Origin of the sequence: Arthrobacter alpinus (assembly GCF_001294625.1) — a bacterium.
Lineage (GTDB): Bacteria > Actinomycetota > Actinomycetes > Actinomycetales > Micrococcaceae > Specibacter > Specibacter alpinus_A.
In genome coordinates this window covers 3,990,332-4,004,996 of sequence record NZ_CP012677.1, presented here as the reverse complement: position 1 = coordinate 4,004,996, position 14,665 = coordinate 3,990,332, and the positions used below count along the sequence as shown (strand labels likewise).

Annotated in this window: 12 protein-coding genes; 10 read left to right on the top strand and 2 right to left on the bottom strand. The window is 63.4% G+C overall.

Features of this window, described 5'->3' with window-relative positions:
* The first annotated feature begins 447 nt into the window (after positions 1–447).
* The 10 genes from AOC05_RS18370 to AOC05_RS18325 all read left to right on the top strand — a co-directional run bounded on the left by AOC05_RS18370 (position 448) and on the right by AOC05_RS18325 (position 12,700).
* Positions 448–2,073, top strand: a complete 1,626-nt coding sequence (locus AOC05_RS18370) for an ABC transporter substrate-binding protein (protein WP_062009079.1) — start codon at positions 448–450, stop codon at positions 2,071–2,073.
* Between the two features lie 187 nt (positions 2,074–2,260).
* Positions 2,261–3,166, top strand: coding sequence for an ABC transporter permease (locus AOC05_RS18365; RefSeq protein ID WP_062010028.1), 906 nt, complete (start codon positions 2,261–2,263; stop codon positions 3,164–3,166).
* A 3-nt stretch (positions 3,167–3,169) separates the two neighbouring features.
* A complete protein-coding gene (locus AOC05_RS18360; RefSeq protein ID WP_062009077.1) occupies positions 3,170–5,203 on the top strand; it encodes a dipeptide/oligopeptide/nickel ABC transporter permease/ATP-binding protein in 2,034 nt (677 codons plus the stop codon).
* Positions 5,203–6,024, top strand: coding sequence for an ATP-binding cassette domain-containing protein (locus AOC05_RS18355; protein ID WP_062009075.1), 822 nt, complete (start codon positions 5,203–5,205; stop codon positions 6,022–6,024). Before AOC05_RS18360 ends, AOC05_RS18355 begins: the two co-directional genes overlap by 1 nt.
* Before the next feature lie 69 nt (positions 6,025–6,093).
* On the top strand, positions 6,094–7,023 hold the full coding sequence (locus AOC05_RS18350) for a dihydrodipicolinate synthase family protein (RefSeq protein ID WP_062009073.1): 930 nt from the start codon (positions 6,094–6,096) through the stop codon (positions 7,021–7,023).
* An 88-nt stretch (positions 7,024–7,111) separates the two neighbouring features.
* The gene (locus AOC05_RS18345; protein ID WP_062009070.1) at positions 7,112–8,044 is read left to right on the top strand and encodes an ROK family protein; all 933 of its coding nucleotides are present in this window, start codon (positions 7,112–7,114) and stop codon (positions 8,042–8,044) included.
* A gap of 33 nt (positions 8,045–8,077) precedes the next feature.
* Entirely contained in the window at positions 8,078–8,764 is a 687-nt protein-coding gene (locus tag AOC05_RS18340) for an N-acetylmannosamine-6-phosphate 2-epimerase (protein WP_062009068.1), read from the top strand.
* Between the two features lie 28 nt (positions 8,765–8,792).
* The gene (locus tag AOC05_RS18335) at positions 8,793–9,743 is read left to right on the top strand and encodes an alpha/beta hydrolase (RefSeq protein ID WP_062009066.1); all 951 of its coding nucleotides are present in this window, start codon (positions 8,793–8,795) and stop codon (positions 9,741–9,743) included.
* A 123-nt stretch (positions 9,744–9,866) separates the two neighbouring features.
* A complete protein-coding gene (locus tag AOC05_RS18330) occupies positions 9,867–10,667 on the top strand; it encodes a hypothetical protein (protein ID WP_062009064.1) in 801 nt (266 codons plus the stop codon).
* Positions 10,664–12,700 carry a YhgE/Pip family protein gene (locus AOC05_RS18325; RefSeq protein WP_062009062.1) on the top strand — a complete coding sequence of 679 codons (2,037 nt, stop codon included), beginning with the start codon at positions 10,664–10,666 and terminating at the stop codon, positions 12,698–12,700. The genes AOC05_RS18330 and AOC05_RS18325 overlap by 4 nt, the downstream gene beginning before the upstream one ends.
* Before the next feature lie 27 nt (positions 12,701–12,727).
* On the opposite strand, the gene AOC05_RS18320 is transcribed toward AOC05_RS18325, so the two are convergent.
* Positions 12,728–13,249, bottom strand: coding sequence for a SixA phosphatase family protein (locus tag AOC05_RS18320; protein ID WP_062009059.1), 522 nt, complete (start codon positions 13,247–13,249; stop codon positions 12,728–12,730).
* Positions 13,250–13,348: 99 nt separating this feature from the next.
* Positions 13,349–14,200, bottom strand: coding sequence for a winged helix-turn-helix domain-containing protein (locus AOC05_RS18315; protein ID WP_062009058.1), 852 nt, complete (start codon positions 14,198–14,200; stop codon positions 13,349–13,351).
* Positions 14,201–14,665 lie beyond the last annotated feature (465 nt).

Sequence of the window (14,665 nt, the reverse complement as noted above, 5' to 3'; positions counted from 1 at the left end):
GTAAACGCGACTGAGCACTGAAACGCGCCTTCGGCACTAGGATGGTGGACAACGGATCTCCCCTTATCTTGGCACTCAAATTACCGGCTTTCACTTAAGACAAGTGAAAGCTCGGGACGTGACCTATGACATAGAATATCGGATGTCCCACGACTTGCCTACATAATGGCACATAGGACCCGAAAATCGCGCCGGGCGCACCGGTCCGTCACGCCGCATCTTGCCGCCTTTATCCCTCACAGCAATGAGGCCCTTCCCCCCCCATCTACCCGTCATTCACAGCGTCGTGCCACTCCCGGCAACTCAGCGTCATATGCGCCAAAAGGCTTGTTGCCAAAACGAGACCTTAGACACTTGACCAATCGCTGTGACCACGATTACAGTTTCCCTATAAGCATCGGACGTCCTACATCCGATAACTAACATACGAAATGGTGAGTCACCCGAATGAGCAACTCTCTTCAGAACCTGCCTCTGAGCAACGCATCACGGCGCACGTTCCTTAAGGCCGCAGGCGTCCTTGGAACTGCAACCGCGTTCACCGCAACCCTGGCCGCTTGCGGCGGCTCCTCCAAGACGTCCACCTCCGAATCTGCCAGCGCCGCTGCTGTCAACAAGGATGGCTCCATCGAGGCCGGCATCTCCTACTCACTGTCCACTGGCTTTGATCCGATGAGCTCCTCCGGCGCCACCCCGCTGGCCGCCAACCTGCACATCTTCGAAGGCCTGGTGGAACTTCACCCGGCAACGCGCGAGCCCTACAACGCTCTCGCCGCCGCAGACCCCAAGAAGGTCGACGACTTGACCTACCAGGTCACCATCCGCGATGGGGCCAAGTTCCACGACGGCACCCCGGTCACCACCGAGGACGTCGCCTACTCCTTCGAGCGTGTACTGGACCCGGCCAACAAGGCCCTGTTCGCCCAGTTCATCTTCTTCATCGACTCCGTCAAGGTCGTTGACGCCAAGACCGTCGAATTCAAGCTCAAAACCGCATTCGCCGGATTCGGTCCGCGCATCTCCGTTGTCAAGGTTGTGCCGAAGGCCCTCGCCTCCGCCGATCAGAAGGCGTTCGACGCCAAGCCGATCGGTACCGGTCCATACAAGTTCGTTTCCGCAGCCAAGGACGACAAGATCGTCTTCGCCCGCAACGACGACTACAACGGCCCGAAGCCTGCCCTGGCCAAGGACATGACCTGGTTCTTGCTCTCCGATGCCAGCGCCCGCGTCACCGCCATGCAGTCAGGTCGCGTCCAGGCTATCGAGGACGTCCCCTACCTGGATGTTGACGCGCTGAAGGCCAAGGTTGACGTTGAGTCGGTCCAGTCCTTCGGCCTGATGTTCCTCATGTTCAACCTGACCCGCGCGCCCTTCGACAAGAAGGAAGTCCGCCAGGCCCTGCATTACGCCCTGGATAAGGAAGCCATCATCAAGACGGCCCTGCTGGGCAACGGCACGGCAGCCACTTCCTACTTCCAGGAAGGCAGCTCCAACTACCAGAAGGCTTCCACGGTTTACGCCTTCGACGCAGCCAAGGCCAAGTCCTTGCTCGCCGGCGCCGGTGTCACCAACCTGAAGCTGACCCTGACCAGCACGGACACCGCGTGGGTCAAGGATGTCATCCCGGTTATCAAGAAGAACTGGGACGCCATTGGCGTTGAAACCACTCTTGAGCCGTTGGCTTCCGCCGCAGTTTACGCCCCCGAGAAGGTTGGTGGCCTGAACTACGACGTCGTCGCAGCCCCCGGTGATCCCTCCGTGTTCGGCAACGACGCTGACATCCTGCTCAGCTGGTTCTACCGCGGCAACACCTGGGCCAAGAACCGCTTCGCATGGAGCGAATCCGCCGAGTACAAGAAGGTTCAGACCAAGCTGGATTCAGCCCTTGCCGCTTCCCCGGAAGACGGCAAGAAGCTGTACAAGGAAGTCATTGACATCATCGCCGAAGAGGCGCCGTTGTACCCGATCTTCCACCGCAAGCTGCCCACCGCCTGGGATTCCAAGAAGCTCGTTGGCTTCGCGCCGTTGCCCACCACGGGCGTGTCATTCATCGGTGTAGGCCGAACAGCTTAATTTTCTTCCTTGCATGACAGACCCGAGGGGCTGTGGCCTCCAGGCCACGGCCCCTCCCGTCTCACACCACATTTCCTATGACGTGGCACACGTTCACCACCAGAGCCGTGCCGCAATTAGAACCGGAGTAAGTACATTGGCAAACTTTTTGCGACTGCTTGGGCGCAGGCTCGCAGCACTGCCGTTGATGATCCTGGGTGTCACCCTGCTCGTCTTCGTTGTGTTGCAGTTCGCCCCAGGCGACCGTGCCGTGTCAGCACTGGGCGAAGGAGCCTCGCCCGAGGCCCTCGAACAGTACCGCCAGGCCAACGGATACAACGAACCCCTCTTCATTCAATATTTCACTTATTTAGGCAAGCTCATCAGGGGTGACTTTGGTAACACCTTGCCTCCGGCAAAACCCATCACCGAGGTTATTGCCAGCGCATTTCCGGTAACCTTGCAGCTGACGTTCTTGGGCGTCTTGATTGCCATTGTTATTTCCCTTGTCTTCGGCGTTCTTGCCGCGCTCTACCGCGACACCTGGGTTGACCAGGTCATTCGCGTGTTCTCCATCGCCGCCATCGCCACGCCGTCCTTCTGGTTGGGCATCTTGCTTATCCAGTGGTTTGCCCTGGGCGAGAATTCCTGGTTCCCCTCCGGCGGCCTGGCAGATCCTTCTGAAGGCTTTGGCGGTTGGCTCAGCTCCATGACGCTGCCGGCCCTGGCCCTGGCCGTTCCGGTCTCAGCCTCACTGATCCGGGTTGTCCGCACGTCCATGGTGGAAGAACTAGACCGCGACTACGTGCGCACGGCCATCGGCAACGGTGTCCCTTACTTCACAGTGGTGTCCCGCAACGTGCTGCGCAACGCACTTGTCACCCCGGTAACCGTGCTGGGTCTTCGCATCGGCTACCTACTGGGCGGCGCCGTCGTGATTGAAATGATCTTCTCCCTGCCGGGCATGGGTCAGCAGATCCTCAACGGCATCACCAACTCGGACACGAACCTGGTCCAGGGCGTGGTTCTGATCATCGCCGTGACGTTCGTCCTCGTGAACATCCTCGTGGACCTTCTTTACCTGCTCATCAACCCCCGAATCAGGACGGTCTAAGTCATGCGAAGCAAACTTGCCGAACGGCTCAGCGCTCCGGGCCTACGCTTCAAAGCCCTGAACCTGGGCTCCAAACTGGCCCTGATCTTCCTGCTCTTCATTGTCATCGTGGCCATCCTGGCCCCCTGGATTGCACCGCACGACCCCCTGGAGACGGGCGATCCGGCCCAGGCCCCGAACGCCGTCAACTGGTTCGGCACCGACAGGATCGGCCGGGACGTTCTCTCCCGCCTGATGTACGGCGCCCAGGCATCCTTGATGATCGGCCTTGGCTCGGTGGCCCTGGCCATCATTGTCGGTGCCACCTTGGGCTCCCTGGCCGCCACATCCTCCAAGGCCGTCAATGAGGTCATCATGCGCCTCATGGACATCCTCATGGCGTTCCCGGGCATTGCCCTTGCCGCGGTGCTGCTGACAGCCTTCGGTAACTCGGTACCCACCATCATCATTGCCATCGGCATCATCTACACCCCGCAGATTGCCCGCGTGGTACGTGCCAACGTTTTGGCCCAGTATGGCGAGGATTACGTCCGCGCCGAGCGGGTCATCGGCGCAGGCCGCGCCTACATCATGCTCAAGCACATTGTGCGCAACACTGCTGCCCCCGTTCTGGTGTTTGCCACCGTTATGGTTGCCGACGCCATCATTTTGGAGGCCTCCTTGTCCTTCCTGGGCGCCGGCATCCAGGACCCCAATCCCAGCTGGGGAAACGTCATCTCCTACGGCCGCAACCTGGTGCTCTCCGGCGGCTGGTGGGCCACAACCTTCGCCGGCCTGGTCATCTTGCTGACGGTGCTTTCCTTGAACATCCTGGCCGAAGGCCTCACCGATGCCATGGTCAACCCTCGCTTCAAGAAGGCTGCCCCGGTGAAGGACGACGACGGTTCAGCCGCCGCCGCTCTTGAGCTCGCCAAGGCTGATGCAGCCGCCCGCGCAGCCATCGAGGACCCGTTCGCGGCCCTGAACAAGGAACTGCTCCTGCTGCAGGCTGTTGAACGCTCCCGTTCCGACCGCCTCCCCCGTGTGGGCCCCGAGGCCCGGGTGATCCTGGAGGTCAACAACCTCTCCATCCGCTTCCCGGGCCGCTTTGGCGAAACCGCCATCGTGGACAAGGTCTCCTTCACCGTACGTGAAGGCGAAACCATGGGTTTGGTGGGCGAATCCGGTTGTGGCAAGTCCATCACTTCCCTTGCCATCATGGGCTTGCTGCCCAAGACGGCCGAGGTCACCGGCTCCATCAAGTTCGATGGCAAGGAACTGCTGGATCCGGCCATCAAGCACAGCTCGGTCAAGGCCTACGAGGGCCTGCGCGGCGAGCAGATCTCCATGGTCTACCAGGATGCGTTGAGCTCCTTGAACCCGTCCATGCTGATCAAGGATCAGATGTTGCAACTCACCAAGCGCAACGGCCGCAAGACCCCGCGTGAACTATTGGAACTGGTGAAGCTGGATCCGGATCGGACGCTCAAGAGCTACCCGCACGAACTCTCCGGCGGCCAGCGCCAGCGCGTGCTGATCGCCATGGCACTGTCCCGTTCACCGAAGATCGTAGTGGCCGATGAGCCGACCACCGCCTTGGACGTCACGGTACAAAAGCAGGTCGTCGACCTGTTGAACGAGCTGCGTGAGCAGCTTGGCTTCGCCATGGTCTTCGTCAGCCACGACCTTGCCTTGGTGGCCTCCCTGGCCCACAAGATCACTGTCATGTACGCCGGCCAGGTGGTGGAGTCGGCACAGGCTTCGGAGCTGCTCAGCTACCCCACCCACGAATACACCCGTGGCCTGCTAGGTGCTGTTCTCTCCATCGAGTCCGACGCCGTACGCCTGCACCAGATCCCCGGCACGGTTCCCTCACCTCGCGAGTTTGCCACCGGCGACAGATTTGCCGGCCGTTCACAGCGCCCGGATGCCGACGCCGGGCAAAAGCTGGCGTTTGTTCCGCTCACCCGTGACGGCGTGACAGGCGACCATTTCTGGGCCAGCCACAAGGCCGAAGATGCGCTGGCAGTTTCCGGCGCAGATAAGGAAAACGCATAATGAGCAAGCACACAGCGCCCGTCTCTTCAACTACCCCCGTCATCGAGCTCAAGGACCTGCACGTCCACCACCGGACCCGCTCCGGTGGCCTATTCAAGCCGAACTATGTCAAGGCCGTCAACGGCGTGAACTTCTCGATCAGCCGCGGCGAGACCGTGGGCATCGTGGGCGAGTCCGGGTGTGGCAAGTCCACACTGGCCTCTGTGCTGGTTGGCCTGCAGACTCCCACGTCCGGGCAGGTGTTGTTCCGCGGCGAGCCCGCCATCAAGCGCAACGCCGCCATGCGCAAGGAATTTGGCCGTTCCGTCTCTGTGGTCTTCCAGGACCCTTCGACGGCGTTGAACCCGCGCATGACCATCCAGGACATCTTGGTTGATCCGCTGACCATCCACGGCATCGGCAACGCAGCATCGCGTCTGGCCAAGGTCGCCGATCTGTTGGCGCTGGTCGGCTTGCCGCAGTCGGCAGCCGAGGTTACGCCGTCGCAAGTTTCCGGCGGGCAGCGCCAGCGTGTGGCGATCGCCCGCGCCCTAGCACTGGACCCGGACATCATCGTGGCGGACGAGCCCACCTCGGCACTGGACGTCTCCGTCCGCGCCCAGGTGCTGAACCTGCTCTCGGACCTTAAAAAGGAACTGAACCTGGGCATGGTGTTCATCAGCCACGACATCCAGACGGTGCGTTACGTCTCGGACCGCATCTGCGTCATGTACTACGGCGAGATTGTTGAACAGGGCGCCGCCGAGCAGATCTTTGACCACCCCACCAACGACTACACCAAGAAGCTGCTCGGCGCTGCGCCGTCCCTGCTGCACATCTAATCCCCACCCACACCCTCCCGGGCTGGCCCATATTTTTCACCCGTACAACACAATTTTGGAGTAATCTACGTGACTACCGTCGCTTCCCGTTTCCAGGGCGTCATCCCGCCCGTCTGCACCCCCCGCACCGCCGATGGCGCCATTGACGTTCCCTCCCTCGAGAACCTCACCCGCCACCTGCTCGACGGCGGCGTATCCGGCTTGTTCGTCAACGGCTCCTCCGGCGAGGTCACCCACCTGACCAACACCGAGCGCGACACCGTTTTGACAACCATTGCCGGCGTCAATGCCGGACAGGTCCCCCTGCTGGTGGGTGCCGTTGAGCAGACCACCAACCGTGTTGTCGAGGAAGCCCGCCGCATGGTTTCCCTGGGCGCCGACGGCATCGTAGCCACCAGCCAGTACTACGCCATCAGCAACGCCGAGGAGACCGGCCGCCACATCCGCACTGTGGCAGCATCCGTGGACGTTCCCCTGTTCGTCTACGACGTCCCGGTGCGCACCCACTTCAAGATGCCCACCGACCTGCTCGTTGAGCTGGGCCGTGAAGGCGTCATCGCCGGTGTGAAGGACTCCTCGGGCGACGACGTCTCCTTCCGCCAGCTGCTCATCGCCGCCAAGGACATCCCGAACTTTGACATCTTCACCGGCCACGAAGTGGTTGTTGACGGTGCGCTGCTCGGTGGCGCGCAGGGTGTTGTGCCGGGCCTGGGCAACGTCGACCCGAAGGCGTACCGCCGCCTGTACGACCTGGCCGTGGCCGGCGACTGGGCCGGTGCCGCTGCCGAGCAGGACCGCATTGCCGACGTCTTCAACATCGTCTACACCCCGAAGGCCGGCCGCGTGTCCGGCAACGCCGCAGGCCTTGGCGCGTTCAAGACCGCGCTGATGCTCATGGGCGTCATCAAGACCAACGTCATGAGCGCCCCGATGCTCGCGTTGGATGAGGACGAGACCGCAGCCATCAAGGTTATCCTTGAGCGCACGGGCCTGATCTAAGAATCTTTGACCCCGTCCGGCCCGCCCTGCGTGGCCCGGACGGGGCAATGGACTCTTAGCCCAGACCTAAACCTTGAAGGATTCTCTTATGCGGTACGTAGTTGGCGTTGACCTTGGCGGAACCAAAACGGCAGCCGGAGTTGTGGCCGAGGACGGCTCGGTCCTGGTCCAAGGGGAAATCCCCACGAAGAACCGTGACGGCGGCGCAGCCATTTTGGACGCCACCGCCGTCCTAGTTCACTTCCTCATCGAGCGTGCCGCAGAGCAGGGCGCCGTGGTGGATGCCGTGGGGGTTGGCTCCGCCGGTGTCATCAACGCCGCCGAAGGAACCGTCATCTCCGCCACCGACGCGATCCTTGGCTGGACCGGAACCCACCTCGCGGCCGGCCTGACACAGCGGCTGGGACTGCCGTGCGCCGTCGTCAACGACGTGCACGCCCACGCCCTCGGCGAGGCCTGGCTGGGTGCCGGGGCAGGAACCGCAACCTCGCTCATGGTCGCCTTCGGCACCGGGGTTGGCGGCAGTTTTGTGGTTGACGGGCAGCCGCTGCTGGGCCACCACTTTGTTGGCGGCCACGTGGGCCACTTCGCCTCCCCCTACGCTTACCACGACGGCGCCGCCCTCCCCTGCTCGTGCGGTCACGCCGGTCACGTGGAGGCCATCGCCTCCGGACCCGCCATCCACGAATCCTACCTCCGCTTTGGCGGCTCCCCGTCGGTGCCGGACACCAGGGAAGTCTTTGAGCTGGCCCGAGGAGGCGGCGACGCCGCGGCGTTGGCGGCCATAGGTGTGGGCGCCAAGGCCGCAGGGCAGGCAGTGGGCGGGTTGATCAACATCCTTGACCCCGGCGTGGTGGTCATTTCCGGTGGTCTGGCCAATGCCGGACACCTCTGGTGGACTACTATGGACCTCGCCCTGCGCCAAGAACTGCTGGCACCCCTCGCGAGCGTCCCCGTGGTCAGGGCCTCACTCGGGAACACTGCCGCCCTGGTGGGCGCGGCGTCTTTGGTCCTCGCCTAAAATCTTTCGTTTGTCCCTTATCTAGGAGTCACCTTGACGCTGAAACTGACCAATCTCGATTCGCTCGCAGGCCAACTGGTGGTATCGGCCCAGGCGTACCCGGGAGAACCCATGCGCGACCCGCGCACCATGGCCCAGGTGGCGGCGTCGGCCGTCATTGGCGGGGCCGCTGCCATCCGGGTGCAAGGCATTGCCGACATCCAGTTCGCCCGCGCCGCCGTGGAGGTCCCCGTGATCGGTTTGTGGAAGGACGGCCATGACGGCGTCTTCATCACCCCAACGCTCCAGCACGCCCTGTCCTGCGCAAGCGCCGGGGCGCACATTGTGGCCATTGACGGCACCCGCCGCCCCCGCCCGGACGGCCTGACGCTGGCACAGACCATCGCCGGCATCCACGCCCAGTCCAACGCCCTGGTCATGGCCGACTGCGGATCCTTCGAGGACGCCGTTGCCGCGGCCAACGCCGGTGCTGACCTGATCGGCACCACCTTGGCCGGGTACTCGGGCGAACGCCCCAAGACCGACGGCCCGGACCTGGAGCTCATCGCCGCGATCGCCGCGGCGGAGCTGGGCAAACCGTTGATCGCCGAGGGCCGCATCCACTCCCCCACCCAAGCCCGCGCGGCCCTGGACGCCGGCGCGTTCGCCGTGGTGGTGGGCACCGCCATCACCCACCCGGCCACCATCACAGGCTGGTTCAAGGACGCCCTGGGCGCCTAGCCCACCCCGTTTCCGAAAAGGACCCGGCATGACGTTCTTTGACCGAGTGGACCCGCAACTGCAAGCCGGCGTCGACTTCCTAGTGGGCAGTACCCCTCCGGGCACGCCGGAAGAGCTTGTCGCCACGCGGGCGGCGAACCTTGCCCGGCGCCCCGGGCTGCCTGCCGAGCTGACGGACGCCGTGACGATCACCGACCATGTGGCGCCGGGCCCCGACGTGGGCGTCCCCCTGCGCAGCTACCGGCCGGCCAAGGCGAAGGGTCCGCTGCCGGGCCTGTTCTGGATCCACGGCGGCGGCATGGTGGCCGGCAGCATGGCCGAGGACGATGTGTACTGCCTGAAACTGGCAAAGTCCTTGGGCCTTGTTGCTGTGTCGCTGGAATACCGTCTGGCACCCGAGCACCCCTTCCCGGCAGCCATCAACGACGCCCACCAGGGCCTGTTGTGGACCGCTGCCAATGCCGGTCTGCTGGGCATCGACCCGCACCGCCTAGCCATTGGCGGCGCCAGCGCCGGCGGCGGAATTGCCGCAGGCACGGCACTGCGCGCCCGCGATGAAAAGGGACCAGCTTTGAGCTTCCAGTACCTGGCGTACCCCATGCTCGATGACCGGGACCACACGCCGTCGAACTCTGAGTTCTCCGGCATCCCGTCATGGAACCGCGAACGCAACACACTGGCCTGGTCCTGGCTGCTGGGCCCGGCCCACGGGACCGACAGAGTCAGCGAATATGCTTCGCCTGCCCGGGCCACTGACCTCTCAAGGCTGCCGCCTACGCTGATCCAGATCGGTGAACTCGACCTGTTCAGGGATGAGAACTTCGACTACGCGGCCCGTCTGTTGCGCGCCGGCGTGAGCACCGAATTCCAGGTCTATGCCGGCGTTTACCACGGCGCCGAGGGGCTTATCCCGGACGCCGAGGTGAGCGTGCGCATCCTCCGCGACCGTGACGAGGCCCTCCAGCGGGCCCTGGCCTGACACGCCGGCTGGCTGGCGTTGTGTGAAAATGTGACAAGAGAACTGGTAGCCGCATTTCTTGCACCGACCGGTCAGTTCTGATATTTTTATGCAGCTCGTCCCGCCGCCTAAGGAGCTCCCAGCATGCTCACCACCAGCCAGTTGCACATCGATGGCCGCCATCACACACTGCTGCCCGCCACCACCGTCGAAGCCGGCAAGGCTGAGGTGCTCCTCATCCAGGCCGACGGTCAGGAGCGCCGAACGGCCCTCGCCCTGGCCCTGACCGGGCGCATGAGGCCCTCCTCCGGCTCCGTGGCGCTGGGCCACGACGGCGCCATGAGCGCCCTGCGCAAACGCAGCGCGATTGTGGACTCCCCCGACGTCAACGCCCCGGAACACCACCTTACGGTCCGTTCCCTGGTCTCCGAGGACCTGGCACTTGTCCCCCTGGCGTTCCGGGACCGCACCCGCCCCACGGCCTGGCTGGTCAAGCACGGATTCCGGGACATCCTGGACCAATGGGTTCATGCCCTAGACCCGGGGCGGCTCCTGCACCTGCAACTGGAACTGACCCTGGCCAACCAATATGTTGATGTGGTGGTGGTCGACTCCCCCGACCGGCATACCGCCGACCCCTCCGCCTGGCTCCCGCTCCTGGAACAAGCCGCGGCGGGCCAACTGGGCCGTGACCCCGATTCGCCTGCCGACACCCCGCCGCGACCTTTGATTGTGGTGGGCGTGGTGGGCCGACTGCCAGACGGCTGGACAGGCCCCACCGCACTGGCCGGCAATGCAACGGCCACGCCGTGGGCAACGCCAGCGGCAACGCAGGACGACGGCGAAACCCAGTCCTCCGGCGTCGCCCCTCAGGAACCTCAGGATGACGACCCCCTTGAGGCAACATCCGAGAACCGCATCCACGGCGAGGGTGGGCAACGATGACCGTCTTCCGTCTGGCCCTTTCCGAACTCAAGCGCATGACAGGCGGGATGCTGCCCAAGCTGACTATCGTCGCCCTGGTGATGGTGCCGTTGCTGTACGGTGCCGTCTACCTGTACGCCAACTGGGATCCGTACGGAAACCTGGACCAGCTCAAGGCCGCCGTGGTGGTCCAGGACGCTGGTGCCGTAACCAAGGGCGGCAAGGAACTCACTGTTGGCAAGGAGGTTGCGGCAAACCTCGTGGAGGGGAAGAAGTTCGACTGGCAGCTGGTGGATACGCCGCAGGAGGCAAACGCGGGAGTCAAAAATGGTGACTTTGCCTTTGCGCTGATCATTCCGGAGGACTTTTCCGCAAACCTTGCCTCGCCCGAGAACTTTAACGCGGCCAAGCAGGCCATGTTGACGGTGACCACCAACGACGCCAACAACTACCTACTGACCTCCATCGTGGACAAGGTGACAACGCAGGTCCATGCCGCCGTGGCACAGCAAGTGGGGCTGCAAACTGCCAATGCCCTGCTCAGCGGCTATGGCACCATCCACGCCCAGCTGGTGCAGGCCGCGGACGGTGCCCAACAGCTTGCCGACGGCGCAGCAACCCTTGACTCCGGCGTGGGAACCCTGAAATCCGGTACCTCCGAGCTGCTCGCCGGCACCGACGCACTGGCCGCCGGCCAGGTGAAACTGGTGACCGGCGCGAATGCGCTGCTGTCCGGTTCCTCGTCCTTGGACAAGGGCTTGGGGCTGCTGGAAAGCCAAACGGCCACCCTGCCCGCCGACACCCAGAAACTTTCCGACGGTGCGGCCGCCGTCGCCGCCGGAAATGCCGCGCTAAACGAGAAGGTGCAGGGCGCCGTGGGCACCGCCGGGCAGCTGGATGGCGCTGTCACCTCGGCCATCAACGACAAGCTTGACGGGCTGGTGGCGGCTGGCACCATCACCGCCACGCAGGCGGCCCAGATCCGCAGCTCGTTAACTGGGGCCGCGACAAGCCCTACAGTGGCCGAGCTGAAGGCAAAGCTGGCCACGGATGCCGCCGACATCCAGAAGCTGGCCGCCGGTTCCGTCTCTGTTGCCGACGGCGCCGCGAAACTGGCCACGGCGACGCCTACCCTGACTGCGGCGATTGCGCAGGCCCATGCCGGGGCGGGCGCCCTCTCCGGTGGTGGCTCGGCGCTTGTCACGGGGCAGACCACCGCCCTAGATGGCGCCAACGCGCTGGCTTCCGGGGCCGCGAAGCTGGACTCCGGGGCTGCTGACTTGAAGGACGGCTCCGGCAAGCTGTCCGCCGGGGCCACGGAGCTGTCCACGCAGCTGCGAAACGGCGCCGGTTCGGTGCCCAATCCCAACGACAAAACCAAGGAGAACGCCGCGGGCGTCATCGCCGACCCGGTACGTGTCGACTCGGTTTCCCAGGCCCAGGCCCCCAACTACGGCTCGGGGCTGGCGCCGTTCTTCCTGGTGCTTGCCCTGTGGATTGGTGCGTTCATGTTGGTGCAGGCCATGCGGCCGCTGACGCTGCGGGCGCTGGCCTCCAACGCCCCGTCGTGGAAGATCGCTGTGGGCGGCTGGCTGCCGTTTGCCACGGTCTCCACGTTCCAGGCCCTCCTGTTGTACGCCGTCGTGAAGTTTGGCCTGGGGCTCGAGCCGAGCCATCCGTGGCTCACGCTGGGCCTGTTACTGCTAGCCTCACTGACTTTCACGGCCCTCATCCAGGGCATTGTGGCCTTGATGGGAACGCCTGGGAAATTTGTGGTGCTGATCCTGCTGGTGCTGCAGCTGGTGTCCTCCGGGGGCACATTCCCTTGGCAGACCACGCCGCAACCGCTGCACATCATGCACCAGATACTGCCCATGGGCCACGTGGTGGAAGGCATGCGACACCTCATCTACGGAGCCGATCTGGCGCCGCTGGTGCCCATTTCACTGGGGCTGCTTGGATACCTCGTACTGGGCCTGCTGTTCGCTTGGGCGGCCGTGGCCAGGAACAAGACCTGGACGCTGAAGACGCTCATGCCGGAGATCGCTGTCTAGCTGCGTGTTCCCGGGGGCCCGGCGTCTCTAGCGCGGCACCACAAAATTGCGCAGCGTCGCGTCCTGGCCGTCAAGGGTTGCCCAGTCGCCCCCGTGCTCAAAGACGGCAAAGGCGCTGGTGGGAAACCCCGAGGCCAGGTACATGTACGCCTCCTGGTCCGATTCCCGCGACGCCAGCCGCAGGGCAGCCTCCTGGACGCCTGGCATGTGGCTTATCACCATGAGCGTGGTGACAGTCTCCGGAACATGGTTGATCACGGACAGGATCTGGCGTGGCCCGGCAGCGTACAAGCCATCCTCAAGTTTGGGCGTGGGCGCCTTCTCCCCCAGCTGCTGGCACACCCAGGTGCAGGTTTGCCGCGTCCGCAGGGCTGAGGAACACAGGATGAAATCGGGCACCACGGCGTTCTCCACCAGCCATTTCCCGGCCAGCGGCGCCTCGGTGTGTCCGCGCTGGGCCAGCGGCCTCTCGTGGTCTTCCACACCCAGCGGGAAGGCCGCCTTGGAATGACGCATCAGGATCAGCCGTTTAATGTGGTGTTCGCTCATGTTCACAGTTTAGTGAAATTTAATGGGAACGACGGCGGTCAGCTCACCTAAGGTGACCCGACCGCCGTCGCACGTTCCTGAACTGGTCCGGGGCAACCGCTAGATGGAGTATTCCGGTGCGGCCCAAACAACCACTTCGGGGTGCTCGTAGAAACGGTAACCCTCGCCACGGACGGTGCGCACCGTATTGGCCAGGCGGCCCAACTTCGAACGCAGACGGCGGATGTGCACATCGATGGTCCGCTCATTGGGGACCTCGTCGGCGTTGCTCCACAGCCCTTCAAGGAGTTCGTCACGGCCCACGGTGCGGGTACCGTTTTCCACCAAGTAGTTCAACAGCTCAAATTCCTTGAACGTGAGGTTCAGGGTATCGCCGTCAAGGTGTACTTCACGGCGGGCCAAGTCGATCAGCACACCCGTGGGTCGCTGTTCGGTGGCTACGGGGAGGCGGAGGGCTTCTTGACGCTGGCGGGTAAGCACCGTGGGGTCACCAAAGGTGGAGCGCACCACGTCCAGCGGTGTCCCCACCGCATCCGACGGCGCGATGGCCACGGCCGCATAGCTCTGGGCCTGGGGCACCAAAGTCTGGGCATAGGCCCGGATTTCTTGTGCGAGCTTGGCAAGGGAGGTCCCGGCCGCGGCCGCGGTGTCCTCATCCACGCCAACGTAAAGGACGAAGCCGCGGGCAACGTTGTCAGTGGCGACACCACGCAGCTTGTCACCGCCTGCAACCACAGGGGTGGGCGCAGTCATCGGGTTGGTGTCGTTGGTGGGAACGGTGCGAAAGCGGGAGGACATGGCATCAGCGTCCCGCCGGTAGGAGGCCGGGCCTTCGTAGGATGGCTGATCCTGGTGCAGGCTGCGGTTCAGCGGGTTTTGTGAGCCGCCACGGGCTACAGCTTTGGCGGCGTTGCGAACAGAGATATGGACGTATCCGGATGCTACAGACATTGAACTACCTAGGTGTATGGCCGTATGCTACGGCGCGAATGCTTTCCTCGTGTGCTGGAAACCGGAACTAACTGCCCGGTTGCGAGCCGGCCAGTGGCCGAAAATGCATAAAACAAAGGGGTCCGGCTAGGCCTGCATTCGACAGCGCATCAACATCTGTCCCGTGGCCCGGACGAGGACTGTTGCTGCAGAATTCACTGAGTGGTTGTTCACACTAGCTAGTCTCCTACGTAACAATCCGAACGTGCAAGTAACAAAGGGGGGAAGTGTCCACCATTTGAGACTGACGGGCCATTTGTGACCAAGGCGACAATGTATCTTTAGTCTCAATTGCACCGTAAATGACGCTTTGTGTCAAACTTCCTAAAGATCTTGTCGGATTTTATTGTCATAAATTCTACGAAAAGGCGATTATCGACGAATATATTCATTTCACAAAAAAGCATGTCTATGATGTCCTCGCAA